The sequence below is a fragment of the Bradyrhizobium sp. in8p8 genome, assembly GCF_000426845.1.
Lineage (GTDB): Bacteria > Pseudomonadota > Alphaproteobacteria > Rhizobiales > Xanthobacteraceae > Bradyrhizobium > Bradyrhizobium japonicum_C.
Window position 1 is genome coordinate 196,376 of record NZ_AUGD01000007.1, and the last position, 24,892, is coordinate 221,267.

At 64.0% G+C, this 24,892-nt stretch carries 21 protein-coding genes and 1 pseudogene; 13 read left to right on the forward strand and 9 right to left on the reverse strand.

Translation table 11 applies throughout. The annotated features are described in order from the left end of the window. Positions 1-34: 34 nt before the first annotated feature. Positions 35-985: a helix-turn-helix transcriptional regulator gene (locus K408_RS0119310; protein WP_028145937.1), complete on the reverse strand. Its 951-nt coding sequence runs from the start codon at positions 983-985 to the stop codon at positions 35-37. 494 nt (positions 986-1,479) lie between these two features. Here K408_RS0119310 and K408_RS0119320 point away from each other — a divergent pair, with 494 nt between their 5' ends. Beyond that, positions 1,480-2,409: a helix-turn-helix transcriptional regulator gene (locus tag K408_RS0119320; RefSeq protein WP_024340170.1), complete on the forward strand. Its 930-nt coding sequence runs from the start codon at positions 1,480-1,482 to the stop codon at positions 2,407-2,409. Between the two features lie 52 nt (positions 2,410-2,461). Here the strand turns inward: K408_RS0119320 and K408_RS0119325 are convergent, their stop codons facing one another. The 3 genes from K408_RS0119325 to K408_RS0119335 all read right to left on the reverse strand — a co-directional run bounded on the left by K408_RS0119325 (position 2,462) and on the right by K408_RS0119335 (position 5,042). Beyond that, entirely contained in the window at positions 2,462-2,737 is a 276-nt protein-coding gene (locus K408_RS0119325) for a hypothetical protein (protein WP_024340169.1), read from the reverse strand. A 12-nt stretch (positions 2,738-2,749) separates the two neighbouring features. Then, positions 2,750-3,181: a pyridoxamine 5'-phosphate oxidase family protein gene (locus K408_RS0119330; protein WP_024340168.1), complete on the reverse strand. Its 432-nt coding sequence runs from the start codon at positions 3,179-3,181 to the stop codon at positions 2,750-2,752. A gap of 124 nt (positions 3,182-3,305) precedes the next feature. Further along, positions 3,306-5,042, reverse strand: coding sequence for a SulP family inorganic anion transporter (locus K408_RS0119335; protein WP_024340167.1), 1,737 nt, complete (start codon positions 5,040-5,042; stop codon positions 3,306-3,308). 420 nt (positions 5,043-5,462) lie between these two features. On the opposite strand from K408_RS0119335, the gene K408_RS0119340 reads away from it, so the two are divergent. The 7 genes and pseudogenes from K408_RS0119340 (at position 5,463) to K408_RS0119360 (ending at position 12,935) form a co-directional block, all read left to right on the forward strand. Then, positions 5,463-6,233, forward strand: a complete 771-nt coding sequence (locus tag K408_RS0119340; protein ID WP_024340166.1) for a methyltransferase domain-containing protein — start codon at positions 5,463-5,465, stop codon at positions 6,231-6,233. A gap of 198 nt (positions 6,234-6,431) precedes the next feature. Next, positions 6,432-7,433 carry a DctP family TRAP transporter solute-binding subunit gene (locus K408_RS0119345; protein WP_024340165.1) on the forward strand — a complete coding sequence of 334 codons (1,002 nt, stop codon included), beginning with the start codon at positions 6,432-6,434 and terminating at the stop codon, positions 7,431-7,433. Positions 7,434-7,587: 154 nt separating this feature from the next. Next, a pseudogene (locus K408_RS44120) lies at positions 7,588-8,067 on the forward strand (TRAP transporter small permease); the annotation flags it as partial. 216 nt (positions 8,068-8,283) lie between these two features. Continuing rightward, the gene (locus K408_RS44125; protein ID WP_230646497.1) at positions 8,284-9,564 is read left to right on the forward strand and encodes a TRAP transporter large permease; all 1,281 of its coding nucleotides are present in this window, start codon (positions 8,284-8,286) and stop codon (positions 9,562-9,564) included. 161 nt (positions 9,565-9,725) lie between these two features. Next, positions 9,726-10,562: a hypothetical protein gene (locus K408_RS38255; protein WP_230646476.1), complete on the forward strand. Its 837-nt coding sequence runs from the start codon at positions 9,726-9,728 to the stop codon at positions 10,560-10,562. Further along, on the forward strand, positions 10,456-10,884 hold the full coding sequence (locus K408_RS43445) for a GGDEF domain-containing protein (RefSeq protein WP_230646498.1): 429 nt from the start codon (positions 10,456-10,458) through the stop codon (positions 10,882-10,884). The genes K408_RS38255 and K408_RS43445 overlap by 107 nt, the downstream gene beginning before the upstream one ends. A gap of 122 nt (positions 10,885-11,006) precedes the next feature. Then, positions 11,007-12,935 carry an alkyl/aryl-sulfatase gene (locus tag K408_RS0119360; RefSeq protein WP_024340163.1) on the forward strand — a complete coding sequence of 643 codons (1,929 nt, stop codon included), beginning with the start codon at positions 11,007-11,009 and terminating at the stop codon, positions 12,933-12,935. A 190-nt stretch (positions 12,936-13,125) separates the two neighbouring features. On the opposite strand, the gene K408_RS0119365 is transcribed toward K408_RS0119360, so the two are convergent. Next, the gene (locus K408_RS0119365; protein ID WP_024340162.1) at positions 13,126-14,196 is read right to left on the reverse strand and encodes a glycosyltransferase family 4 protein; all 1,071 of its coding nucleotides are present in this window, start codon (positions 14,194-14,196) and stop codon (positions 13,126-13,128) included. A 278-nt stretch (positions 14,197-14,474) separates the two neighbouring features. Here K408_RS0119365 and K408_RS0119370 point away from each other — a divergent pair, with 278 nt between their 5' ends. From K408_RS0119370 to K408_RS0119385, 4 genes are read left to right on the forward strand one after another with little or no spacing between them, the layout of a single operon-like run. After that, a complete protein-coding gene (locus K408_RS0119370; RefSeq protein ID WP_024340161.1) occupies positions 14,475-16,238 on the forward strand; it encodes an ABC transporter ATP-binding protein in 1,764 nt (587 codons plus the stop codon). A gap of 57 nt (positions 16,239-16,295) precedes the next feature. Beyond that, positions 16,296-18,500: an amylo-alpha-1,6-glucosidase gene (locus K408_RS0119375; protein ID WP_024340160.1), complete on the forward strand. Its 2,205-nt coding sequence runs from the start codon at positions 16,296-16,298 to the stop codon at positions 18,498-18,500. Positions 18,501-18,523: 23 nt separating this feature from the next. After that, positions 18,524-19,045 (forward strand): PRC-barrel domain-containing protein, encoded by a 522-nt coding sequence (locus K408_RS0119380; RefSeq protein WP_024340159.1) that lies wholly within the window; start codon positions 18,524-18,526, stop codon positions 19,043-19,045. A 22-nt stretch (positions 19,046-19,067) separates the two neighbouring features. Then, positions 19,068-20,354, forward strand: coding sequence for an MFS transporter (locus K408_RS0119385; RefSeq protein ID WP_024340158.1), 1,287 nt, complete (start codon positions 19,068-19,070; stop codon positions 20,352-20,354). Positions 20,355-20,417: 63 nt separating this feature from the next. Here K408_RS0119385 and K408_RS0119390 read toward each other — a convergent pair whose 3' ends face one another. From K408_RS0119390 to fixL, 4 genes are all read right to left on the reverse strand, one after another. Continuing rightward, positions 20,418-21,116 (reverse strand): helix-turn-helix domain-containing protein, encoded by a 699-nt coding sequence (locus K408_RS0119390; protein WP_024340157.1) that lies wholly within the window; start codon positions 21,114-21,116, stop codon positions 20,418-20,420. A 103-nt stretch (positions 21,117-21,219) separates the two neighbouring features. Then, positions 21,220-21,636, reverse strand: a complete 417-nt coding sequence (locus tag K408_RS0119395) for a response regulator transcription factor (protein WP_024340156.1) — start codon at positions 21,634-21,636, stop codon at positions 21,220-21,222. Positions 21,637-21,679: 43 nt separating this feature from the next. Beyond that, positions 21,680-22,297, reverse strand: a complete 618-nt coding sequence (gene fixJ / locus K408_RS0119400) for a response regulator FixJ (RefSeq protein WP_024340155.1) — start codon at positions 22,295-22,297, stop codon at positions 21,680-21,682. A gap of 3 nt (positions 22,298-22,300) precedes the next feature. Next, positions 22,301-23,818, reverse strand: coding sequence for a sensor protein FixL (gene fixL, locus K408_RS0119405; RefSeq protein ID WP_024340154.1), 1,518 nt, complete (start codon positions 23,816-23,818; stop codon positions 22,301-22,303). Between the two features lie 215 nt (positions 23,819-24,033). Here fixL and K408_RS0119410 point away from each other — a divergent pair, with 215 nt between their 5' ends. Further along, positions 24,034-24,867 carry a universal stress protein gene (locus tag K408_RS0119410; RefSeq protein WP_024340153.1) on the forward strand — a complete coding sequence of 278 codons (834 nt, stop codon included), beginning with the start codon at positions 24,034-24,036 and terminating at the stop codon, positions 24,865-24,867. Positions 24,868-24,892: the final 25 nt, after the last annotated feature.

Sequence of the window (24,892 nt, forward strand, 5' to 3'; positions counted from 1 at the left end):
CAGCGCGATTGAGGCGATTGCAGCGCGATTGCTGCTAACGTGCGCGTCGCCGCCAATCGCTCGGCGATTCCCCGGTGAGCTTTCGAAACGCGGCGGCAAAAGCGGTCTGCGAGGAGTAGCCGAGCGTAGCCGCAATCGAGACCACTGACGCATCGGTGTCGCGCAGCATGTTCATGGCTTGCTCGAGCCGATGCTGACGCAGCCAGGCATGGGGAGACAGTCCCGTGGAGTCCTTGAATGCACGGCAGAAATGAAAGCGCGACAAGCCGGCGTCGGCAGCAAGAGCTGCGAGCGAGACGTCGGCATCACTGTCCGAGCGCAACCGCTCGATTGCGCGAAGCAGTGTCTTAGGCGACAATCCGCCCCTCGTCGGCGCGATCGCACTTGGCGAACCGGTGTGCGCAGCCAGAAGACGTGTCGCTAGCAAATCCATGAGTTGTTGCCTGAAGAGCGTATCCAGCGCTTCGTGCCCTTCCAGCACATCCGCGGCACTCAGCAACAGTCGGGAAGTCACGGGATCTGGATGCGCGGTGCGCTCCAGGAGTTCAGTCGGTGATCCGGTTGCCGCTTCGTCCGCCACGCGCTTCAGCGTTGTCTGCGGCAGGTAGAGCTGAACGACATCGACGGGTTTTGGGATGTCCCATCGGGAGGTCGATCCCTCCGGAATGACGATGACGACGCCGGGACGAAACGTCCCGATCGCGATCGACCGTCCGGACCGTCGCTCCATGCGCTGGACCGTGCCATTATAGGCCATGATGACGTGGTGGCTCATGGGCTCGACGACATCGTGCAATGGGTCGTGCTTCCAGTGAGCAATTCCGGCGCCGGAGGAGTCCAACGCCATGCGAAAGGGAGCCGTCCGGAGCACGCGAGCCATCTCCTCACCGGCAGCTGACCGGTCGCCTACGAGGGCAACGTCCCGCTGCCCACGAGGGGCGGCGAGGATGTCATTCGCGGATTCGCGCAAGACGACCTTGCTCATGGACTCTCGCTCGTGTGCGCGCCTCGCTGACGCGTGACCTCTTGATCGTGGTTTCAGCCGCAGCGAAGCGGGGCCGAACGGCCGGTGCCGTGATATTCGCTCGGCGGATGGATTCGGGGTCCGAAGGCAATCCGTCGAGGTTCGATGCCGCAGATTTGCGGGTTCTAGGCGGCGCGGAAATCTGCGTCTTTCCTATTGCTGCCGTGTTTTGCCTGATCCTGCTCTGCGGACACGAGGAGCGCGCGGTCCGCGTGCGTTTGTGAAAAATCGTGATGTCCGCGCCTCTATTCTCCAGGCATCCCAAGCCATCGGGTCCGGGCACATCGCTTTGGAATAACTGACAATTCTGACGTCGCTCGGTCGAGGCGAAGGACCGAGCCGCTCCGGGGCGACGTCGCCGGTCGTGGACAGCAACGAGCCAATACCCGATATAGTGCTCTGGTAATGGCAGCTTGCTGTGGCCTGCTCCCTCGACATGACGGAAGAGACACAGGATGACCAGGACAGGCGCTTACGGTGAACGGCTCGCAGAGTTCCTTCGCCTGGAGGAAGCCCCTCCCACTCTGACGACGGGGTCGCTGCGCAGCACCAAGATTGCGGTCACTGAAACGCGCCACGACAGTCCCGTGCCGGGCCTTTCCGGTTCGTTCGCCGCGGAAGATGCCTATCTGGTCAGTCTGAAGCTGCGCGACTATCCGGAGTGCGAGATCTGGGAGCAGGGGCGTCACATCAAAAAGGCGGATGTCCACGCCGGCACGACGTATCTCTATGATCTCAAGGTCGACCCGCGCTACCTGATCAACAAGCCATTCCACTCTCTGCACTTCTACGTGCCGCGTTCCGCGCTCGATGGTCTCGCTGATCAGTCGGGCGCACGGCGCATCGATACGCTCGACTGCAGCCCAATCGGGCACGATGATGCCATCGTTCGTCACATCGGCGCCTCCTTGCGCGAGGGACTGCGGCGGCCGGACGAGGCAAATCAGCTCTTCGTCGACCACATCATGCTGGCGCTTGCCGCCCACGTCGCTCAAGCCTATGGCGGCTTTCGAAACAAGGTCGAGAGCAGCCGCGGCGCGCTTGCGTCATGGCAGCTCGCGCGGGCCTGCGACAAACTCGAAGCGGATCTCAGCGGGAAGCTGCCATTGGAGGCGATCGCTGCGGAGCTAGGCCTCTCCGTCAGCCATTTCTCACGCGCGTTTCGCGCGGCGACCGGCCTGCCGCCTCATCGCTGGCTTCTGCATCATCGCGTGAGAACCGCAAAGCGTCTGATGAGCGAGCCCGGCCCATCATTGTCCGAGGTTGCGATCTCTGCCGGCTTTGCGAACCAGAGCCACTTCACGCGGGTCTTCTCGGCAATTGCCGGCATCAGCCCAGGTGCATGGCGGCACGATGTGCTGGGAACAGCAAGCCGCGAACGGTGATCTGCCTTTCTCTGAGACTGGTACTGCAGGTCATGCAGACATGTTCACGACCTTACGGCAGAAGCGTCATGAGCTCATAGAGCACAACGGCAGCGCCGAGACAGCGTCGCCAGGGGTTCACGCCGCGAATGATCTCGTCGGCGCCCCAGATGATGAGCCCGCCCTTCACGACGATCGTCAAGGCGAGGCTGGCCTTGCCTGCGGACGGCCATATCCAGAGCAGAATTCCCGCGACGATGACGATCCACAGAACGAGGTTGGGCCACTGGGCGATGGTGATGGCGCCGGTTTCGCGGTTCCGGAAGAACCAATCAAGAATTCGCCGCATGACCGGGGCCGATCAGAGCTCGACCTCCCCCTCTTCACGACCTTTCCAATAGGCCATGCGGTTGGCTCTGACCGTGATCAGGACGAGGCCGGGCGTATCGATGCCGTGGTCGAACCATTTGTCGAGATCGCTCGTCCAGTGCTGCTGGAAGGCCGTCTTGTCCCGGATCAATTCGGCACTGCCTTCAACGGCGAGGTAGATTCCCTTGGAGAAAAGCCCCGCCTCGGATGAGAATCCGAGCGCTGCCTTTGGATTTCGTTGAATGTCCGATCCCGTCCGCGCCTGTTCGTAGGTGAAGTAATACGAGGTGCCGGCGTAGGCGACGTCGCCGCTGTTGCTCATCGGACGGTTCGCAATCTCGCCGTTCTCGGCGTGGGTCGAGAGAATGGCGATGTCGATTCCGGCCATTTCCCTTGAGGTATCGGCGAGCGGTTTCTTGGCCATGAACTTTCCTCCAGTGGAGCGGGAGCAACGACCGGATTGGGCCCATGTTCCCCTGAAGCCTGGGAGTGCGCGCCCGCACGTTTCAGCAATGACTCGCTTGTTGCCTGTGGCCGGCTCGACGTCACTATCCGATGTTACGACCAACCTCGACCTCGTCTTCCCAGTCCCTCCACGCGACATTGTTCGTGTCCAGGTAACTCGAAACGGCTGAGCCGATGGTCGGAAAGAAGTGGGCCTCGCCGACCTGGGCGTACAAACCAAATCGTTTCAGCTTGTCCTTCACCGGGTCCTTGAGCTCGGCAAAGCAGAGTTCGATGCCCCTGGCTCGGAGCGCCTCGTTCAGTTCTGCAACGGTATCGCAAGCGGTGACGTCGACGCTCGTGACCGGTTCGGCGGCGACGACCAACCAGCGCACAGGTGTTGGCGATGTCGCGACGGCGGCCAGAATTCGCTCCTTGAAGAACTCGGCATTGGCGAAGAACAGCGGCGCATCCCAGCGGAACAGGACCAGTCCCGGGATCAGCCGGGCATCGGGATATCTCGTGATGTCGTGATAGCCCTTGACGCCGTGTGCCCGCCCCAGAATCGCGGAGTGCGGACGCCAGCCATCCCACAGAAACTCCGCAATGGCCACGGCGATGGCAAGGCCGATTCCCGGGATCGGGCCGAGCACGGTGACGCCGACGAAACACAGCACAGTCAACCAGAATTCCCAGCGCTGGATTCGGTAGATTCGCTTGAGATCGCTGATCTCGATCAAGCTGATTGCGGCTGAGATCACCACCGCTGCCAATGCGGCGTGCGGCAGGTGCTGCAGCAGATTCGGCGCAAACAGCAGAAGGAAGGCGATGACGAGCGCGCCGACGATGCTCGCCAGCTGGGTGCGCGCGCCGGCGGCCTCGGCAATTGGCGTGCGCGATGAACTGCTGCTGATGGGGAAGCCCTGAAACAGACCAGTCGCCAGATTGGCCGCGCCGAGACCCACCATCTCCTGGTTCGGATCGACTTTATCGCCGAATCGCGCAGCGTAGGTTCGCGACAACACGCTGGTATCGGCGAACGAAACGAGAGCGATGGCGCACCCGCCGGTCAGCACCGGGATCAGATCGCTGTAACCAATCCTGGGAATAGAGAACGCCGGCAGACCCTGCGGAAGTGGGCCCAAGACTTCCACACCATGACCGCTTCCGAGATCAAATAGTGCGACGACAAGGGTCGCTGCGACGACGGCAATCAGGATTCCCGGCAGTCGTTTGCTATCCTTGAGCAGCAGGATCACCATCAACGTGCCGAGTCCGATTGTGAATGCGGCCCAGTTCATCTTGCCGCCGCTGATCCCGATGGTGATCGCCCACAGGCCTCTCAGCGGCCCTTCGCTCTCGATCGAGAAACCGAGCAGCCTTGGCAGTTGGCTGATCAGGACGGTCAGCGCGATCCCGTTCATGTAGCCATACCGTATCGGCTTCGAGAGAAGCTCGGTTACGAAGCCCAATCGCGCGATGCCCGCCACGATGAGCACAGCTCCTGAAACGAGCGCCATCATGGCGGCAAGCATTGCGGCGCGGACCGGATCACCACCGGACAAGGGGGCAATGACACCGAGGATGACAGCTGCCAGCGCCGAGTCGGGTCCGAGCACGATGATGCGGCTCGGACCGAACACCGCGTAGGCCAGAAGAGCGACGATGGTTGCGTAGAGGCCGTGGATGCCCGGCAGGCCAGACGCCACGGCATAGGCAATTCCGACCGGGACAAGCATGGTCGCCAGCACGAGACCTGCGAATACGTCGTTCCGAAGCCAATCAGATTCGTAGTGGCGAAGCGTCTCGATCCCCGGCACCCAACGCGTCCAACCGCTCACCGCGCACTCCAAGGGCCGTTCGCCATGCGGATAGTGACGAGGTGTAGAATGCTGACCGCCTCTGCAATGTCACCGCACGGCTCCGACCGGCATGCGCCGGCAGCGCTATCGCCGACAGACCAGCACTCAAGCCGGATGCTGGCAGTCTCGAGTCGGCCCGCCGATGGCGAGCGAGGATCCTGCAAGTGCTCCACCGTTCTCTTGATGCAGATCAACGCTGTCGATGCCTCAACTCCTCGTGCGGCGCAATAGTGTTTGGAAACGTGAATCAAGGCCGGCCGGTCGCGCGCTTTCTTCCTTGCCTGGCTTTCGCCTGTTGCGCTGCTGCCCTGTCCCGGCCGGGGTGAATTGCCCGGCGGGGACGAGCAATGGTAATCAAGAGTCCCAGTGAGGGAAACACGAAAGAAAAAGGCGCGAGCGATGGTCTGGGATCCGCAGCAATATCTGAAGTTCGCCGGCCACCGGCTCCGGCCTGCCGTCGATCTGTTGATGCGGATTCCGGATTTTGCGCCGCGCGCGATCGCCGATCTCGGCGCCGGCGCCGGCAACGTGACGAAGCTGATCAAGGAGCGCTGGCCTGATGCACGCGTGGTCGGTGTCGAGGGCTCGGCCGAGATGGTCGACGCGGGCCGGAAGGCCGCGCCTGACGTGGAATGGTCACATCAGGATCTCGGCCATTGGCGTCCCGCCGGGCAGTATGACTTGATCTTTTCCAATGCCGCACTGCACTGGCTGCCCAATCATGCGGCGCTCTTCCCGTCGGTCATGGAGAAGGTGCGTCCCGGCGGCATGCTCGCGGTGCAGATGCCGCGCAACTTCACCGCGCCCTCGCATGTGCTGATCGGCGAGACGGCGTTGAATGGTCCGTGGCGGTCCAAGGTCGAGCATCTCGTCACCCCGCCGCCCGTCGAGGGGCCGTCCTTCTATCACGATCTGCTTGCGCCGATGTCGGCCAACATCGACATCTGGGAGACGGAATATCTTCAAGTGCTCGAAGGCGAGAACCCCGTGAAGGAATGGACCAAGGGGACCTGGCTGACACGCTATCTCGACGTCCTGCAGGGCGAGGAGAAGGCCGCGTTCGAGGCCGCTTATGGAGCGCGGGTCGCCGAGGCCTACCCGAAGAATGCGGCGGGACAGACGCTTTTCCCGTTCCGCCGTCTCTTCATGATTGCGCAGCGCAAAGGCTGACGGCCCTGCCGCAATGCGGCATAAGTGCTCGTTCCATTGGACGCGGGCGAACGCCGGGTTGCGCATATAGCGGTCGCCAAGCTAGCTTGGCTGCGGCAAGTTCGGCTTGGGTCTCGCTGTCCGGGTAGCGGATTGCTGCCATTGCGGACCTGAAAAACACAAAAGAAGCCGGTTTCGGAGGCTATTGGGAGGTACTTCATGCGCAAGCTGCTTGTTGCGGTCGCCGCCGCGGCTGTTCTCTTGACGCCCGGCATCGCCGCGGCTCAGAGCCCCATCGTCATAAAGTTCAGCCACGTTGTCGCCAACGACACCCCGAAGGGCAAGGGTGCGCTGAGATTCAAGGAGCTCGCGGAGAAGTATACCGACGGCAAGGTCAAGGTCGAAGTCTATCCGAATTCCACGCTCTACAAGGACAAGGAGGAGATCGAGGCGCTGCAGCTCGGCTCGGTGCAAATGCTCGCGCCGTCAACCGCGAAATTCGCCCCGCTCGGGATCAAGGAGTTTGAGGCGCTCGACCTGCCCTGGCTGTTCAAGGACGACCAGACCTATTCCAACGCAATGAAGGGCACGATCGGCAAGTGGTTGTTCCAGAAGCTCGAGGCCAAGGGCATCATCGGCCTCGCTTATTGGGACAACGGCTTCCACATGCTCTCCGCCAACCGTCCGCTGGCGAAGCCGACCGATTTCCAGGGCCTCAAGTTCCGTATCTCCGGATCGAAGGTGGCCGACCAATATCTTCGCATCATGGGCTCGATCCCTCAGATCATGGCGTTCTCGGAAGTTTACCAGGCCTTGCAGACCGGCGTGGTCGATGGCTGCGAGAACACCGCATCCAACTATCTGACGCAGAAGTTCTACGAGGTGCAGAAGGACATCACCGTGTCCTACCACGCGCATCTGCAATATGCGGTCATCGTCAACTCGAAATTCTGGTCCGGCCTGCCGCCCGATATCCGCGCCCAGCTCGAGAAGGCGATGGCGGAGGCGACCGACTACACCAACTCGATCGCGCGCCAGGAGAACGAGGACGCCCTGGCCGAGATCAAGAAGACGGGCAAGACCAATCTGCATTATCTCACCGATGCCGACCGCAAGGCCTGGCAAGAAGCGATGCAGCCGACCTATAAATGGGCAAAGGGGCGGGTCGGGCAGGAGGTGCTCGATCTCGTCGCCAAGGAACTCGACGTCAAGATGAACTGACGGGCCGCGTCCTAACAACAATGCCAACGGTCGGGGGTGATCGCACTCCCGGCCGTTGCGCTCTTGAATGGACGAGCCAAACGCTGGGGGGACGAAGTTGCTGCGTGCGCTGAACCGGGTGCTCAATCATCTCGAGGAATGGCTGATCGCGACGATGATCGCGGCGGCGACGTCGCTCATCTTCGTTGCGGTGCTGCACCGCTACGGCGCCGGGCTCTCCATCGACATCGCCAAATGGGCGGAGGCCCGCAACCTGGCCTTCCTTGCCGTTCCGGCGCGAGCGGTGTTCGTCTGGCTTGCCGCGCTCGACCTTTCCTGGGCGCAGGAGCTCTGCATCTACATGTTCATCTGGATGGCGAAGTTCGGCGCCGCTTACGGCGTGCGGACCGGTATCCATGTCGGCGTCGACGTGCTCGTCAACCTCCTTCCCGGCGGCTCGCGCCGGCGCGTCATCACCTTCGGCCTTCTGTGCGGCGCGCTCTTCACCGCCATCGTGGGCTATTTCGGGGCCGCCTTCGTCAGCCACATGTGGCAGAGCGGCCAACAGTCCAACGACCTCGAAGCGCCGATGTGGATGGTCTATCTCACCATCCCGCTCGGCTCCGCCTTGATGTGCTTCCGCTTCCTGCAGGTCGCCTGGTCGTTCTATCGCACCGGTGAGCTTCCGCATCACGACATGGCCGGCGTCGAGGGCGTCGAGGCGGATCCGGTGCATCCGGCGCCGGTCACGCACAGCCAGGTCGTCCGGGACGAGCGCAGCCCGCTCGGCTGGATTCTGATGCTGCTGCCTGTCCTGATCGTTGCGTTGTGCTTTGCGCATGCGGCCCACGTCATCACGCTGCCGCAGGGCCTGCGTGTCTTCATCGTGTTCGCGCTTCTGCTCTCGTTGATGCTGACAGGCATGCCGATCTCGATCGCGCTGGGCCTGACCGTGCTCAGCTTCATGTTCACGCTGACCGATGTCCGGACGGAATCGGTGGCGCTGAAGCTGTTCACCGGTATCGAGAATTTCGAGATCATGGCGATCCCGTTCTTCATCCTCGCCGGCAACTTCCTGACCCATGGCGGCGTCGCGCGGCGAATGATCACCTTCGCAACGTCGCTGGTCGGCCATTGGTACGGCGGTCTGGCGCTGTCGGGCGTGGTCGCCTGCGCGCTGTTCGCTGCGATTTCCGGCTCTTCTCCGGCGACCGTGGTGGCGATCGGTTCGGTGATCCTGCCCGCGATGGTTGCACAAGGCTTTCCGAAGCGGTTCGGGGCCGGCGTGATCACGACGTCAGGCTCGCTCGGAATCCTCATTCCGCCGTCGATCCCGATGGTTCTCTATGCCGTGTCCACCAACAGCTCGGTCGGCAAGCTCTTCATCGCGGGCATCGTACCGGGCCTTGCGCTCGCATCGCTGCTCGGCGCCACGACGTTCTATCGCGCCTGGCGCAACGACTATCCGCGGATGCGGAAGGCCACCTTCCTCGAGCGTCTCGATGCGTTCCGCAAATCGATCTGGGGCATCCTCTTGATCGTGATCGTGATCGGCGGCATCTACAGCGGCCTGTTCACACCGACGGAGGCGGCAGCGGTCAGCGCCGTCTATGCCTTCATCGTCGCGGTGTTCATCTACAAGGACCTCAAGCTGCGCGATGTGCCGCGCGTGCTGCTGTCATCGGCGAATCTTTCGGCGATGCTGCTCTACATCATCACCAATGCGGTGCTGTTCTCGTTCCTGATGACCTACGAGAACGTCCCGCAGGCGCTGGCGCAATGGATGATCGACCAGGGCCTGGGATGGATCGGCTTCCTGCTGCTCGTTAACGTCCTGCTGTTGATGGCAGGCAACGTGATGGAGCCGTCCTCGATCATCCTGATCATGGCGCCGATCCTGTTCCCGGTCGCTGTCAAGCTCGGCATCGACCCCATTCACTTCGGCATCCTGATGACGGTCAACATGGAGGTCGGGCTGTGCCATCCGCCCGTCGGCCTCAACCTCTACGTCGCCTCGGGCATCGCCAAGATGGGCATCACCGAGCTCACGGTGGCAGTGTGGCCGTGGCTGCTGACCATGCTGGGATTCCTCGTGGTGGTGACGTATTGGCCCGGCCTGTCTTTGTGGCTGCCTCGCTTGCTGGGCATGTAGCCGCCGCGTGGCGGGGCGGAGACGATGAGCATGCGTCTCCGCCCGTCCTGGGCGAGAGATGGCTAACGCGCGGCAAATCCGCACGCTCAAATGCGATCGTTGAGTAGCGAACGCATCTTTACGGGTCTTCGGTAGGTAAATGCCAGTGGATGGGAGCTGGCATGTTCTTCAACAGAATGGAATCCGGACCGGCGTCGATTTCGGACGCCGTTCATTTGGAAGTCATCACGGGCCTTCACGGCACGATGATGCCCACCATTCTCGCGGCCGCCTGCCAGGCGATGGTCGGCGCCATCACGACCTACGAGACCGGTGACATGATGACGGCCGGCCTGACGGTCGCTGGCGTGGTGGTGGCGGTTGTTCGTCTTGCCGAGATATTTGCATTTCGCCGCCGCCTCGCGGCTCCGCCACGGCTCGGCCGGGCCGAGGCCGTGCACTGGGAACGGCGCTACATTGCCGGCACCGTGGTAACGGCCTTCGTGCTCGGCGTGTTTGCCGCGCGCAGCATCGTGCTGGGCGATGCGCTCTGCTCCGTGATGGCGATCGGAATCGGTTTCGGCTTCGGCGCCGGGGTGGTGGCGCGGCTGGCGCTGCGTCCCGTCGCGGCGTTGCTCGATCTCGCCGCGATCGCCGCGCCTGCCGCGATCGTGAGCTTCATGCAACCCGATCTCCGCCATGTCGGGCTCGGTCTCCTCATCCTGATGTACGTGGTCGCGAGCTTCGAGATGGTTCGGCTCAGCTTCAACGCCTCGATCAGCCAGATCACGCTCAAGCGCCAGTTCGAGCAGCTTGCGCGCTCCGACCCGATGACCGGCGTGTCCAATCGTTCGGTGCTGGCGAGGGATCTGCCCGTGATGCTGTCGGCCGGTATAAATTGCCGTCCATACGCTGGATCTCGACCGTTTCAAGGAAGCCAACGATCGGTTCGGCCACCCTGCCGGCGATGCGCTGCTGAAGCAGGTTGCCGGACGGCTCAAGGCGCTGGCCGCTCCTGACGACCTCGTGATCCGCATGGGTGGCGACGAGTTCGTCCTGGTGCAGCGCGCCGCGTCCGACGCGGAGGCGATGGCACGGCGGATCGTGCAATCGATCGGCAGGCCGTACGAGGTTGATGGACAGGTGATCGATCTCGGTGCGAGCGTCGGCGTCGCCGTCGCGCCGGACGACGGCCGAACCGCAGAGGCGCTGTTGTCGCGCTCGGACAAGGCGCTGTACCAAGCCAAGCAGAATCGTGGCGGCTACGTGGTGGCCAGCGAGCTGCGGATGGCGGACAACCCCACGGCATCGCGCGAGCCCGTTGAAGGCGTAGCTGCGTAGACGGTGGACCCTCTCCTCGCGGGGAAGCGAGAAGGCATCTCGCTCCATTTCCTTCGTCTCCTCCAATGGCAATCGACCGCAAGATGCGGTTAGATGCCGTGCATCAGGCGGGGAGGAGCAACATGACGGAATCCAGCAGCGAGCCGAAGGACGCGTCGCCGTCTGTCATCGCGCAGCATGATGCGATGCTGAACGCACTGCCGTTTTCCGACACACGGGATTTCGACGATGCCGCGCGCGGCTTCCTCGGCACGATCGAGCATGCAACGATCACGACTCCGCAAGGGCGAACGGTCTGGAGCCTCAAGCCCTATGGCTTCCTGTCCGCCGAAGAGGCGCCGCCCACGGTCAATCCGAGCCTGTGGCGGCAGTCGCGGCTCAACATGCATCACGGCCTGTTCGAGGTCGTGCCCGGCGTCTACCAGGTGCGCGGGCTCGATATCGCCAACATGACGCTGATCGAGGGCGACAGCGGTGTCATCGTCGTCGACACCCTGACCTCGATCGAAGGCGCACGCGCCGCGCTCGATCTCTATTTCAAGCACCGCGGCGGCCGGCCGGTCGCGGCGATCATCTTCACCCATACCCACGTGGACCATTGGGGCGGCGCGCGCGGCGTGCTGCAGGAGGATGCGCTCGCCACCGGCAGCGTGCCGATCATCGCGCCGAATCTGTTCATGGAGCACGCCGTCTCCGAGAACATCATCGCAGGGCCTGCGATGCTGCGCCGGGCGCAGTACCAGTTCGGACCTCTCCTTGCCAAGGGCGTGCGCGGGCAGGTCGATTGCGGCCTCGGCAAGTCGATGGCGGCTGGATCGGCCGGGCTGCTGCGCCCCACGGATCTGATCATGGCGACCGGCGACACGCGCGTGATCGACGGCGTCGCTTTCGAATTCCAGATGGCACCGAACAGCGAAGCGCCGGCGGAGATGCACTTCTGCGTGCCGCGTTACAAGTTGCTGAACCTCGCCGAGAATTGCACGCATAATTTCCACAATCTGCTGCCGTTCCGCGGCGCCGACGTGCGCGATGCCCTGGCCTGGTCGAAGTATCTGGGCGAGGCCCTGCAGCTCTGGGACGGCAAGGCGGAAGCGATGTGCGGCCAGCACCATTGGCCCGTGTGGGGGCGCGAGCGCATCGGAACGATGATCCGGCAGCAGCGCGACCTCTACAAGTTCGCTCATGACCAGACCATCCGCCTGATGAACCACGGCTTGAACGCCGCGGAAATTGCCGAGACGATCCAGCTGCCGAAGAGCCTGGAGGGTGCCTGGCACGGCCGCGGCTATTACGGCCACATCCGGCACAATGTGAAGGCCATCTACCAGAAATACCTCGGCTGGTACGACGCCAATCCGGTCAATCTCGATCCGCTCCCGCCGGTCGAGTCGGGCAGGAAGTATGTCGAATACATGGGTGGTGCGGACGCCATCCTGGCGCGGGCCCGGACGGATTTCGACAAGGGCGAGTTTCGCTTTGTCGCGCAAGCCCTCGGCCATCTCGTCTTCGCCGAGCCCGGCAATGCGGCGGCGCGCGCGCTCTTGGCTGATACCCTCGAGCAGCTCGGTTATGCCGCGGAGAGCGGTACTTGGCGAAATGCCTACCTCTTCGGCGCGCAGGAATTGCGCGAGGGCATGCCGAAAGTGCCGGCGCGTCCGCCCATGCCGCGCGAGACGCTGGCGGCGCTGCGCACTTCCCAGCTCTGGGATGTGCTCGCCATCCGGCTCAACGGGCCGAAGGCGGAAGGCAAGCACATCGTCTTGAACTGGAGCTTTTCCGACACCGGCGAGACGTTCGTGCTCAATCTGGAGAATTGTGCGCTCACTTACACCGAAGGTGTGCAGGCGGAGAATGCGGATGCCAGCTTCACGCTCGCGCGCGCAACGCTTGATGAGGTGGTCGCAAAGCTGACGAGCTTCCCGGAGGCGGTGGCTGCAGGCAAGGTCAAGCTCGCCGGCAACCCAATGAAGCTCGCTGAGCTGATGGGCCTGATGGATGAATTTCCAAGGATGTTCGAGATCGTCGAGCCAAAGCGGGCCGTGGTGATGTAGACCACCGCTTTCTCCCGCCGTCATTGCGAGGAGCCCTTGCGAGGAAGCAATCCAGGATCGTGCCGTGGAGAGAGTCTGGATTGCTTCGCCGCGCTCGCAACGACGTGTTGATTGACTGGGACGACACCCGCGCAGCTGCCGTCCCGGATCTGCGCTTCGCTTGTCCGGGACGACACCGTCCGATGGTTTACTATTCCGCGCTGCTCACCAGCTTGATCCGCGGCGTCTGTGCCTCGGTCAGGCTGCGGTAGGCCGCGAGATAGTCGAGCGCCATGCGGCGCGCGGTGAAGCGCGTCTCGAACTGCCTGCGGATCGCGGTGCGGTCGAGCTGCGGAAGCCGATTCACCACCCCCGCAGCGCTGATGACATCCTCGACGATGAAGCCGGTGAGACCCTCGTCGATGATCTCCGGCACCGAGCCGCGGTTGAAGGCCACCACCGGCGTTCCGCAGGCCATGGATTCGATCATGACGAGGCCGAACGGCTCCGGCCAATCGATCGGCAGCAGCAGGCCGAGCGCGCCGCTGAGGAAGTCCGACTTCTCGTGGTCGCTGATCTCGCCGATGAACTCCACCAGCGGATTGTTCTCGATCATCGGCCGGATCAGCTCGTCGTAATAGTCCTGGTCGGCACGATCGACCTTGGCCGCGATCTTCAGCGGAATGCCGCAATGGGTCGCGATCTTGATGGCGCGGTCGACGCCCTTCTCGGGAGCGATGCGGCCGAGCACGGCGAGATATTCCTGGCGAGCCGGCTTCGGCGTCAGCAGATTCTCCGGCAGGCCGTGATGGATCGTGGTCACCCAGTTCGCCTGCGGGACAGGGCGGCGCTGCGCATTGGAGATCGAGATGACGGGCATCTTGGAGAAGGTGTTGAAGACCGGCTGATGCTCCGGCAGATCCAGCCGGCCGTGCAGCGTGGTCACGAACGGGGTCGGCTGCCGGTGGAACAGCGACCATGGATAATAGTCGAGGTGGAAGTGGAGGAAGTCGAACTCCTCGTCGTCACATTTCTGCCGCACCCGCTCCAGCAGCACCATGTGCAGCGCATTGGGATCGCGCACGGAACCGTCGAGACGGAGCGCCTTCGGCCACAGCGCGTCCAGCTTTGCCGACGTTTGCGAATCGCCGCTGGCGAACAATGTCACGTCGTGTCCGAGGGCCACCAGCTCTTCCGTCAACCAATGCACCACCCGCTCGGTGCCGCCATACAGCTTGGGTGGAACAGCCTCCGTCAACGGAGCTACCTGCGCGATGCGCATCTCACCATCTCCTCTGCGATCATGAATGTTGAAGCCCCCGCCTGTACGGCACCGGCAATGCCAGACGGAGGAACGTTCCCGCACCTGCGAAGTTCCTTCCTCCGATCGTTACATGTTCGCCACGTCTGCAGGCCGTCTCGATGCTGCCACTTCATCTTCTCATATCGTCCGCATCCGCATGTCGTGATCGCCAAGCCTGGGAACCCAGGCGAAGAGATCGATGTTCAGTCGATCGGTAACAAACAAAACGAAAAGCCAGCCAACGGGGCGACAGTTATATGGATCAGCTTTCTGGATACGCGCGCAGGCCATTTGCCTTTGTCTTGCGCTATCTTCGGATGCGAATGGCATCGCATCTGGTGATCCTCACCGCGGTCGTCGGAGCCGTTGCCTGCTCCGTAGGTACCCAGTACGGGGTCAAATCCCTTGTCGACGCCTTGTCTGCCGGACCCTCGCAAGGGGGCGGTGTATGGCTCGCATTCATTCTGCTCATGTCGCTGATTGCCGCCGACAACTTCCTGTGGCGGATCGCGAGCTGGACGGCGAGCTTCACCTTCGTCAGGGTAACGGGCGATTTACGGCGTGACATATTTCGTCATCTGACCGGACACGCACCGAGTTATTTTTCGGACCGGATGCCGGGGATGCTGACGAGCCGCATCACCGCGACCTCGAACGCGGTGTTCACGGTCGAAAACATGTTCGTCTGGAATGTGTTGCCGCCGTGCATTGCCACAATTGCGGCAATCGCCTTGATCGGAACCGTAAGCCCTTATATGGCGCTCGGCCTGACCGTGATCGCCGGCGGCATGGTCATCGCGATGTTCCGCCTGGCCGCTGCCGGAAAGCCGCTGCATGACGACTTCGCCGACAAAGCGGCTGCGGTTGACGGCGAGATGATCGACGTCATCAGCAACATGCCGCTGGTCCGTGCCTTCTGCGGCATCGGCCACGAGCATGAGCGGTTCGATGCCACGGTCAACAGGGAGCTGACCGCGCGAAGCCGCAGCCTGCGTTACCTGGAAAAGCTGCGGCTGTTGCATGCAGCCATAACGGTGCTCTTGACCATCGCGCTGATGGCCTGGGCCATCACGCTCTGGCAGAAAGGCCAAGCGACGACGGGCGACGTCGTGCTGGTCTGCACGCTCGGCATCTCGATCCTGAGCGCCACGCGCGACCTCGCGGTTGCGCTGGTCGACGTCACCCAGCACGTGGCGCGGCTGACCGAGGCGATCGCCACGCTGCTGGTTCCGCACGAATTGCGCGACCACCCCGAGGCCGAGCCGCTGGTGAAGAGCGGCGCGGCCATCGCATTCAATAACGTCACGTTCGGCTATCCCGGCGCCGACAAGATCTTCGAGCGGTTCAGCCTGCGGCTGCAGCCTGGTCAGCGCGTCGGACTGGTCGGCCAGTCCGGCGGCGGCAAGTCGACGCTGTTCACGCTGCTCCAGCGCTTCTATGACGTCGACGAGGGTAACATCACCATCGATGGCCAGGACATCTCGAAGGTCACGCAGCTCAGTCTGCGCGAGGCGATTTCCGTGGTGCCGCAGGACATCTCGCTGTTCCACCGCTCGATCCGCGAGAACATCCGCTACGGCCGGCCGAATGCGACCGACGACGAGGTGTTGCGCGCGGCGATCGCTGCGCGCTGCGACTTCGTCGAGAGCCTGCCTGGAGGCCTCGACACCATGGTCGGCGACCGCGGCGTGAAGATGTCCGGCGGCCAGCGCCAGCGCATCGCCATCGCGCGCGCCTTCCTGAAGGACGCTCCGATCCTGCTGCTGGACGAGGCGACCGCCGCGCTCGACAGCGAATCCGAGGAGGCCATCCGCGAGGCGCTGTCGCGGTTGATGCGCGGCCGCACCGTGATCGCGATCGCGCATCGCCTCGCGACGCTGCGCAATTTCGACCGTGTGGTGGTGTTGAGACATGGTAAGATCATCGAGGACGGCTCGCCCGAGCGCCTGATGCAGGGACACGGGCCGTATCGTGAGCTGGTCACGCAGGAAATGAGCCGGCTCGCGCAAGCCGCCGCCTAAAGCACAGTCGCGTTCTCGAGTCGGTTGCGTTGCGATACAAGCGCAGGGGAGCAGCTCATGTCGGCCGAAACCGTAGCCCAGTTCGCCTCCGTGACGCGGACCTCGGAGCAGGTCGCGGAACAACCCTTCTACATTCCGATGACCGGACCGTCGGCGCGGCCGCGGCGTTCACTCAAGCATGACGATACTTTCATCGTGCTGGACAGTCATGGCGACATCGGCGCGTCCGCCGGCGGGCCGGACGGCCTGTTCCATCACGATACGCGCTACCTCGCGCGGCTCGAACTCGTGCTCGACGATCTCCAGCCGCTCCTGCTCGGCTCGAACCTGCGCGATGACAATTCGGCGCTGACCGTCGATCTGACCAATCCGGATATCTATCGGGAAGGCAGCCTCGTTCTACAAAAGGACCTGCTGCACATCGTGCGCACGATCTTCCTGTGGCGCGGCAGGGCCTATCAGCGCATTGGCGTGCAGAACCATGCCGAGCGGCGTACCAGCTTCAACCTGACGCTGCTGTTCGGCAACGACTTCGCCGATCTGTTCGAGGTCCGCGGCGAGCGGCGGCCGCGCCGCGGCATCGGAACGAGCCGGCTGGTCGGGCCGACCGACGTCCTGTTCGAATATCGCGGTCTCGACGATGCCGAGCGCACCACCGGGCTGCATTTCGATCCGCGTCCGACGCGGCTCTCGGCGGACGCAGCGACGTGGGAGCTCGACCTGGAGCCGCATCAGGCCAAGTCGCTGTTCGTGGCCGTGTCCTGCAACCGCCCGGGCACGGAAAGGCCGGTTCGTTTCTTTCCGGGTCTTCTGGCGCATCGCCGCGAGATGAGGCGGTCGACCATGGGCGCGGCCAGCATCGAGACCTCCAACAACATCTTCAACGAGGTGCTGTGCCAAGCCATGGCCGACCTCAACATGCTGATGACCGAGACGCCGCAGGGACGCTACCCCTATGCCGGCATTCCCTGGTACTCGACGACCTTCGGGCGCGACGGCCTGATCACCGCGCTCCAGATGCTCTGGGTCGATCCGCGCATCGCCAAGGGCGTCCTGCGCCGGCTCGCGCATTTCCAGGCAAAGGCGATCGATCCGCGCGCGGACGCCGCGCCCGGAAAGATCCTCCATGAGATGCGCGGCGGCGAGATGGCATCGCTCGGGGAGGTGCCGTTCGCGCATTATTACGGCAGCGTCGATTCGACCGCGCTGTTCGTGCTGCTCGCGGGAAGCTATTTCGAGCGCACCGGCGACGAGGCCACGTTGATCGAGCTGTGGCCAGCGATCGAGGCGGGATTAGCCTGGATCGACGGCGCTGGTGATCCTGACCAGGACGGTTTCGTCGAATACCAGCGCGCCACCGAGAAGGGTTTGGCCAACCAGGGCTGGAAGGATTCCTACGATGCGATCTTTCATGCCGACGGCCGGCTGGCGGAAGGCAACATCGCGCTCGCGGAAGTCCAAGGCTACGTCTTTGCTGCCAAGCAGCTCGCCGCGCGGTGCGCGCTGCGGCTCGGCAAGCCGGATCGCATGCGCAAGCTCGACACCGAAGCCAGGGAACTCGCCGAGCGGTTCGAGAAGGCGTTCTGGTGCGACGAGCTCGGCACCTATGCGCTGGCGCTCGACGGCGAGAAGCGGCCCTGCAAGGTCAGGACATCGAACGCCGGCCAGGTCCTGTTCAGCGGCATGGTCCGCGAGGACCGCGCCCGCCTCGTCGCTGCCGATCTGATGGGCCCGCATTTCTTCTCGGGCTGGGGCATCCGCACTGTCGCTCAAGGCGAGGTGCGCTACAATCCGATGTCCTATCACGACGGGTCGATCTGGCCGCACGACAATGCGCTGATCGCGCTTGGGCTCGCCCGCTACGGCCTCAAGCATTCGGTGGCGCTGGTCTTCAAGGGCCTGTTCGACGCGGCTACCTACATGGATCTGCGCCGGCTGCCGGAGCTGTTCTGCGGCTTCCGGCGCGAGAAGCGGCGTGGCCCGACGCTCTATCCGGTCGCCTGCGCGCCGCAGGCTTGGGCCAGCGCGACGCCTTTCACGCTGCTGGAAGCGGCGCTGGGCCTGGAATTTGACGTGGCTCGCCGCGAGATTCGTCTGCGTAATCCCCATCTGCCGGCATTCCTGAATGAGGTGATCCTGCGCGATCTGCGCCTGGGCGAGTCCAGCGTGGACCTGCGTGTCGGTCGTCATGGCGACGACGTGGCGCTGGAGGTGATGCGCACACGCGGCCATATCCAGGTCTCGATCGTGCTGGCGCGCTAGCGGCGCGTCGTGAGGAGAGTGTCATGCGTGCGATTGGAGCTTCGATCCTGGGCGCGGCGATGGTGATGGCCCTGGCCGCGGCGCCCTCGCGCGCCGCGGAGGATCCGCCCGCCGGCCGGAATGAGGCGGCTGTGCCGCCAGCGGCACAGCCGCCCGTCTCGACCGTTCCGGTGACGCCCAAGGATGCGGCGCCGCCGCCCTCGGTGACCATCATCGGCGCGAGCGAAGCCCACGGCGTGCTCGGCCGCGACGTTCGTAGCGCCGCCGGCGAGGACATGGGGCGCATCGTCGACGTCATCGTCGATCGCACCGGCCATGTCCGTGCCGCCGCGATCGATTTTGGCGGCTTTCTCGGCGTCGGCAGCCGCAAGATCGTGGTGGACTGGAATGCGCTGCGCTTCGGCAAGATCGCCAACAAGAAGGACAGCATCACGCTGGAACTGACCAAGGCGCAGGTCGCGGCCGCGCCGGAATACAAGGAGGACACGCCGATCGTCGTGCTCGGCGCGTCCGGCAGCCTTCAGCCGCTGCAAGCAATCCAGTGAGGTGCCGGAGGGCTGACCGCCTGTGCTGTTGTTGAGGAAGCCGAACCATGCGGATCGCGACCGCGGCGTCGAACAGGATCACGTTGCCGCGCCGCCGGCCGCAAGCCTTCCGGCGCCCTCGCGGCAGAGCCTGCGCGGGCTCGATTGGTTCATCTTCTTCCTCGCCGACGTGCAGACCGGATTCGGCCCCTTCATCGCGGTCTATCTGACGACGCAGAAATGGACCCAGATCGAAATCGGCCTCGTGTTGTCGATCGGCGGCATCGTCGCGTTGATCGGGCAGATGCCGGGCGGCGCGATCATCGACGCCGCGAAATCGGAGCGTCTGGTCGCCGCCCTCGCGATCATGACAATCGGCGCTTGTGCGCTGGCCTATGCCGCGATGCCGATCTTCCCCGTCGTGGTGGCCGCGGCTACCTTGCACGCGGCGGCCAGCTGCGTGCTCGGACCGGCGATCGCGGCGATCAGCCTCGGCCTCGTCGGCCCTTTTGCGATCGGCGAGCGGCTCGGCCGCAACGCGCGCTTCGCCTCGCTGGGCAGCGGCATCGCGGCGGCCGTGATGGGCACGGTCGGCTATCTGCTGTCGAGCCGGGCGGTCTTCCTCGTGACCTTCCTGCTCGTGATCCCGACCCTCATCGCGTTGTCGCGCATCCGCGAGAACGAGGTCGATATCAGGCGCTGTCACGGCGAGATGCCGCCGGAGGCCGCCGACCGCGCCGATACCAATATCTGGCACCTGATCCGGCAGCGCCCGCTCATCGTCTTTGCGGTCAGCGTAATGTTGCTGCAGCTCGCGAACGCCGCGATGATGCCCCTGATGGCGAGCGCGCTGACGGCGCGGTCGAGCCAATGGGCCACCGTGCTCGTCGCCGCCTGCATCATCGTGCCGCAGGCCATCGTGGCGCTGCTCTCACCGACGGTCGGGCGCCAGGCGCAGGTGTGGGGCCGGCGGCCCTTGCTCTTGATCGGATTCGGCGCGCTGGTGATCCGTGGCCTGCTGTTCGCGACGGTGCGCGATCCCTATCTCCTGGTGCTGGTGCAGGTGTTCGACGGCCTCACCGCGGCGGTATTCGCGGTGATGATTCCGCTGATCGTCGCCGACGTCGCTTTTGGCAGCGGTCACTTCAACCTGGCGCAGGGCATCGTCGGCACCGCAACGGGCATCGGCGCATCGCTGAGCACCGTGCTTGGCGGTTATGTCAGCGACAAGTTCGGCAACGCCACCGCGTTCATCGGGCTGTCCGGCGTCGCAGCGACGGGGCTCCTTCTCATCCTGCTGGTGATGCCGGAAACCCGGCGCACGGCATGATCGCGGCAAGAGAAAAGCCGGCCGAAACGAATTCGGCCGGCCAAGTCACGGGGGAGAAACCGATCAGGCGTCGAGATTGTGCAGGCGCTGGCGGTTGCGCAGCACGATCTGGCGAGCGCCGGAGAAACCGAGAATGCCCTGGGCGTGAAGCTGCGACAGCGCGCGCGACACGGTTTCGAGCGTGAGGCCGAGATAGTCGCCGATGTCGCGACGGCACATCGGCAGCGCCATCATGCCGGCGACGGCGAGGCGGCGGTCCATTTCGAGCAGGAAGGTCGCAACGCGCTCCATCGCGGTCTTGCGGCCCAGCAGCAGCATGTGGTCCTCGGCATGGCGAAGCTCGGAGGCGGTCATCGCCCAGAGCTTGCGGGCGACCTGCACGTCGGTGCCGGCGGCCTTTTCGAGGCTCGCACGCTTCACCAGACGCACGGTGGTGTCGATGATGGCTTCGGCGGCCAGGCGATGCGTGGCGCCGGATTCGAGGCCGAACACGTCGCCGGGGAGGTGGAAGGCTCCGATCTGACGGCGACCGTCGGAAAGAAGCTTGTAGCTGCGCACCGCGCCGGTGACGACCTGGTAGACATACTCGGCCGCTTCGTCCTCGCCATAGATCTCCTCGTCCTTGCCGTAGGAGAACTCGGTGGCGACCAGGCCGACATGGCCCGTGATCGCGCCGAACTGGTCGGTAACGGGATTGGCAGGAGCAATCTTGCCACCGATTTGGGTGTTGCTTGCCTGGGTCTTGATTGTCTGGGTCAGCATCTGCGCCATCTCCGGTGTGATGGCGCTTTCCTACGTGGTATCGGGTGCTTCGAAAATTTCGCGAGATATCTTAAGGGGGTTGCCTTACGTAGAACCCCGTAGGTCAGGCGCTGGGGCGATCCTTGATGGCGTGGCGGATGCATTTGACCAGGTTTTCGTCGAGAAGCGGCTTCAAGACCACGTCTTTGATTCCCGCCGTGGCGGCCCGGGCCGAGATGTTCTCGTCGGGATAGCCCGTGATCAGGATTACAGGGGCGTCCCGGTCGGACTTGCGCAAGCGGCCGGTCAGCTCGATGCCATTGATATCGGGCATCTTGTAGTCGATGACATAGCAGTCCGGCCCGGGAGCACCGCTGACATTGAGCAGGGCCGTGCCGCTCCTGAAGGTCCGCACGGCAAAGCCGTCGGTCTCCAGCAGAAACCGCAGGGATCCCAGGACGGCGGCATCATCGTCGACCACAAAGACAGTGGGTTGTGGGGAGGACGACGGCCGCGCACAAAGCGAGCTGACCTCAATCATGCTGACTGGTTAGCACGCCGCCGGCAAGGCACCTTGACTTGCCTCAATCCTTGAGCATGCCGGCGCGCATCGCCAGCCGAACCAGCTCGGAGAGGCTGTTGGCCTGCATCTTGGTCATGACGTTGGCCCGGTAGACCTCGATGGTGCGCGGGCTGATGTCGTATTCGCGGGCGATCAGCTTGTTGGAGAGGCCCGCGATCAGACCTTCCATGACCTGGCGCTCCCTGGGGCTCAGGGACGCGACGCGGGCGGCGATGTCCTGCGCGACGGCCTCGTTCTTGGCGGCGGGCTCGGCCTGGCGGATAGCCGAATCGATCATGGCGGTGAGCCGGTCGTCATCGAACGGTTTCTCCAGGAAATCGACCGCGCCGAGCTTCATCGCCTCGACCGCGAGCGGCACGTCGCCATGACCGGTCATGATCACGATCGGGAACGGGCTTTGCTGCGCCTTCATCCGCTTCAGCAGCTCGATCCCGTCGAGACCGGGCATGCGCACGTCGGAGACGACGCAGCCGAAATCGAGGCCGGGCAGGGCTTCGAGAAAGGCGAGCGCATCATCGAACAGGGTGACGGCGAAGCCGGCGGAGTCCAGCAGGAAGTTCAGCGAATCCCGCATCGCTGCGTCGTCGTCGATGACGTAGACATTTCCCTTGGTTGTCATGAATCAGCTCTCGTCGGTTGCCGGCAAGGTGAAGCGGAATGTCGCTCCGCCAGCCGCATTGCTCTCGGCCCACATGCGACCGCCGTGAGCCTCGATGATCGAGCGGCTGATGGACAGCCCCACGCCCATGCCGGTGTCTTTGGTGGTGAAGAAGGTCTGGAACAGGTTTGGAATGACGTCTTCCCGGAAGCCGATGCCGGTGTCGGAGACCTCCACCTCGATCATGCCGTCGCCGACCCGGGTGTTGGCGACGATGAGCTCGCGCCGCGGAGACTGCGCCATTGCCTCGAGCGCGTTGCGGAACAGATTGACGAGCACCTGCTGAATCTGCACCCGGTCGGCAAGCACGAGATCGGCGTCGGGATCGAGGCTGAAGCGGAGCTGCACGTTCTGCTCGCGAGCGCCGGCGAGCCCGAGCGCGCCAGCTTCCTCGATCAGCTTGGACAGGCTCTCGACCCGCTTCTCCGATTCGCCGCGGGAGACAAAGTCGCGCAGGCGGCGGATGATCTGACCGGCGCGCTGTGCCTGCTCCGCCGCTCGGTCCAGCGCGCTTTCGATCTTCGGCGTGTTGGGATCGCTGCTGCCGGCGAGGAGGCGCCGCGATCCCTTCATGTAGTTGCTGATCGCAGCCAGCGGCTGGTTGAGCTCGTGGGCGAGCGCGGAGGCCATTTCGCCCATTGCGGTCAACCGCGACACGTGCACGAGCTCGGATTGCAGTTCCTGGAGCCGCGCCTGCGTCTGCTGGTGCTCGGTGAGGTCGCGCACGAAGCCGGTGAAATAGGGCTCGCCGGCGCGCTGCGTCTGCCCCACCGACAGGTGCATCGGGAAAGTCGTGCCGTCGCGGCGTTTGCCCGTGACAATCCGGCCGATGCCGATGATGTGCGGATCATTCGTCCTGAGATATCGGTCGAGATAGCTGTCATGACGCGACTGATCGGGCTCCGGCATCAGAATGCTCACGTTCCGACCAATGGCTTCCTGCCTGCTGTAGCCGAACAGCCGCTCCGCGGCGCTGCTGAAGAGCTGCATGATGCCGCGTGAATCGATGACGATCATGGCATCGGGCACCGTCTCGAGAATCGAGCGGAGATGGTTCTCCTGGGAGCGCAGGGCCTCCTCGAGCTCCTTTTCCTCGTTGATGTCGAGGAAGATTCCGGTGAGATGACGTGGCGTGCCCGAACTGTCCCGGATCACTCCGGCCCTGGCCCGAATCCATTGGCCGTTCCCGGATCCGCCGGCGACCTTGAAGGAGAGGTCAAGCTCACCGCCGCCTTCCGAGGTGCGCCCGATCGCCTTCAGGAGATGGTCCCGATCGCCCGGCTCCAGCAACGACAGGAAGAGATCATAGTTGACGGCCTGATCCCGCCCGAGGCCAAACAGCCGCTTGGCGACTTCCGACCATTCAAGTTCGCGCGTCTGGAGATTGAGATCCCAGGTGCCCACCCCGAATCCCTCGATGCGGCCCCGGAAATGCTCGCCCCGACCATCCTCTGCCGTATCGGTTAAGCGGGTCGGCGCCAAGTCATGCTCCTATCCTGGGCGGGCAGGCAGGATGCCTTTACCACTACCGCAATTTCGCGCAAGGCTCGCTCGGAGGCAAGCGGACGTTGAATTCACTGGCGGATTTCCCACTGGACGGCGTTTGACCTAGATGCGCGTGTTTTGATCTATCTCAGCCTGCTGCGCAGCAGCAGGTTTAGGATTAAAGAAAATTTGGTGATGCTGGAGATTCTCCGATGACATACGCGACCGTCATGGTCAGCTTGGCGCTGGATCAGTCCAACGAGGCGCGTCTTCAGGTCGCGGGGGAACTCGCCGAACGATTCGAGGCCGCCATTATCGGCGTCGCCGCGGCGCAGTTCGCGCCGCCGCTCTATTTCGCCGATGGCGCCGAGGCACAAGGGCTGATCGACGAAGGCGAGGCTTCGGTCAAGCGGCGGCTGGCCAGCCTGGAAGCACAGTTCCGTGCGGCCGTGAAGAACCGGGGAGGGCATGTGGAGTGGCGCAGCGCCCTGGATTTTCCGGCGCGATTCGTCCTGGCCCAGGCGCGTTGCGCCGACATCATCGTCAGCGGGGGGCAGAGCCCCGCCTTTTCCGATGCTTTCTCGCTCGTGAGCCCCAAGGATCTGGTGATGCAGGCCGGCCGCCCGCTTCTCGTCGTTCCCGACCGGACCAATTGGCTCGACCTCCGCAACGTGCTGGTGGCGTGGAAGGACACGCCGGAGGCGCGGCGGGCGGTGACCAGCGCGCTGCCGATGCTGCGCAAAGCGAGGGACGTCACCATCCTTGAGATTCCAGAGCAGGGCGACGACCGCTCGGCCGTGATGGCCGGCGTCACCGACGTTGCCGCCTGGCTCGGCCGTCACGGCGTTACCGCGACCGCGCGCGTCTCGGAGGCCGCAGGACGCGAAGCGCCCGCGGCGCAGCTGGAGAGAGTCGCCGGCGACGTCGGCGCCGGCCTGATCGTCGCGGGCGCGTATGGTCATTCGAGATTCCGTGAGCTGATCCTGGGAGGCGTCACCCAGCATCTGGTCACGCAAACCGCCCGCAACGTGCTGTTGTCGCACTGAGCACCGGCCGGTCAGTATCGAATCG

Excerpts from the sequence above, each read along its gene's own strand:
- K408_RS0119310 (WP_028145937.1), bottom strand. The coding sequence starts at position 985 with ATGAGCAAGGTCGTCTTGCGCGAATCCGCGAATGACATCCTCGCCGCC.
- K408_RS0119320 (WP_024340170.1), top strand. The coding sequence starts at position 1,480 with ATGACCAGGACAGGCGCTTACGGTGAACGGCTCGCAGAGTTCCTTCGC.
- K408_RS0119325 (WP_024340169.1), bottom strand. The coding sequence starts at position 2,737 with ATGCGGCGAATTCTTGATTGGTTCTTCCGGAACCGCGAAACCGGCGCC.
- K408_RS0119330 (WP_024340168.1), bottom strand. The coding sequence starts at position 3,181 with ATGGCCAAGAAACCGCTCGCCGATACCTCAAGGGAAATGGCCGGAATC.
- K408_RS0119340 (WP_024340166.1), top strand. The coding sequence starts at position 5,463 with ATGGTCTGGGATCCGCAGCAATATCTGAAGTTCGCCGGCCACCGGCTC.
- K408_RS0119345 (WP_024340165.1), top strand. The coding sequence starts at position 6,432 with ATGCGCAAGCTGCTTGTTGCGGTCGCCGCCGCGGCTGTTCTCTTGACG.
- K408_RS38255 (WP_230646476.1), top strand. The coding sequence starts at position 9,726 with ATGTTCTTCAACAGAATGGAATCCGGACCGGCGTCGATTTCGGACGCC.
- K408_RS0119360 (WP_024340163.1), top strand. The coding sequence starts at position 11,007 with ATGACGGAATCCAGCAGCGAGCCGAAGGACGCGTCGCCGTCTGTCATC.
- K408_RS0119365 (WP_024340162.1), bottom strand. The coding sequence starts at position 14,196 with ATGCGCATCGCGCAGGTAGCTCCGTTGACGGAGGCTGTTCCACCCAAG.
- K408_RS0119370 (WP_024340161.1), top strand. The coding sequence starts at position 14,475 with ATGGATCAGCTTTCTGGATACGCGCGCAGGCCATTTGCCTTTGTCTTG.
- K408_RS0119375 (WP_024340160.1), top strand. The coding sequence starts at position 16,296 with ATGTCGGCCGAAACCGTAGCCCAGTTCGCCTCCGTGACGCGGACCTCG.
- K408_RS0119380 (WP_024340159.1), top strand. The coding sequence starts at position 18,524 with ATGCGTGCGATTGGAGCTTCGATCCTGGGCGCGGCGATGGTGATGGCC.
- K408_RS0119390 (WP_024340157.1), bottom strand. The coding sequence starts at position 21,116 with ATGCTGACCCAGACAATCAAGACCCAGGCAAGCAACACCCAAATCGGT.
- K408_RS0119395 (WP_024340156.1), bottom strand. The coding sequence starts at position 21,636 with ATGATTGAGGTCAGCTCGCTTTGTGCGCGGCCGTCGTCCTCCCCACAA.
- fixJ (WP_024340155.1), bottom strand. The coding sequence starts at position 22,297 with ATGACAACCAAGGGAAATGTCTACGTCATCGACGACGACGCAGCGATG.
- K408_RS0119410 (WP_024340153.1), top strand. The coding sequence starts at position 24,034 with ATGACATACGCGACCGTCATGGTCAGCTTGGCGCTGGATCAGTCCAAC.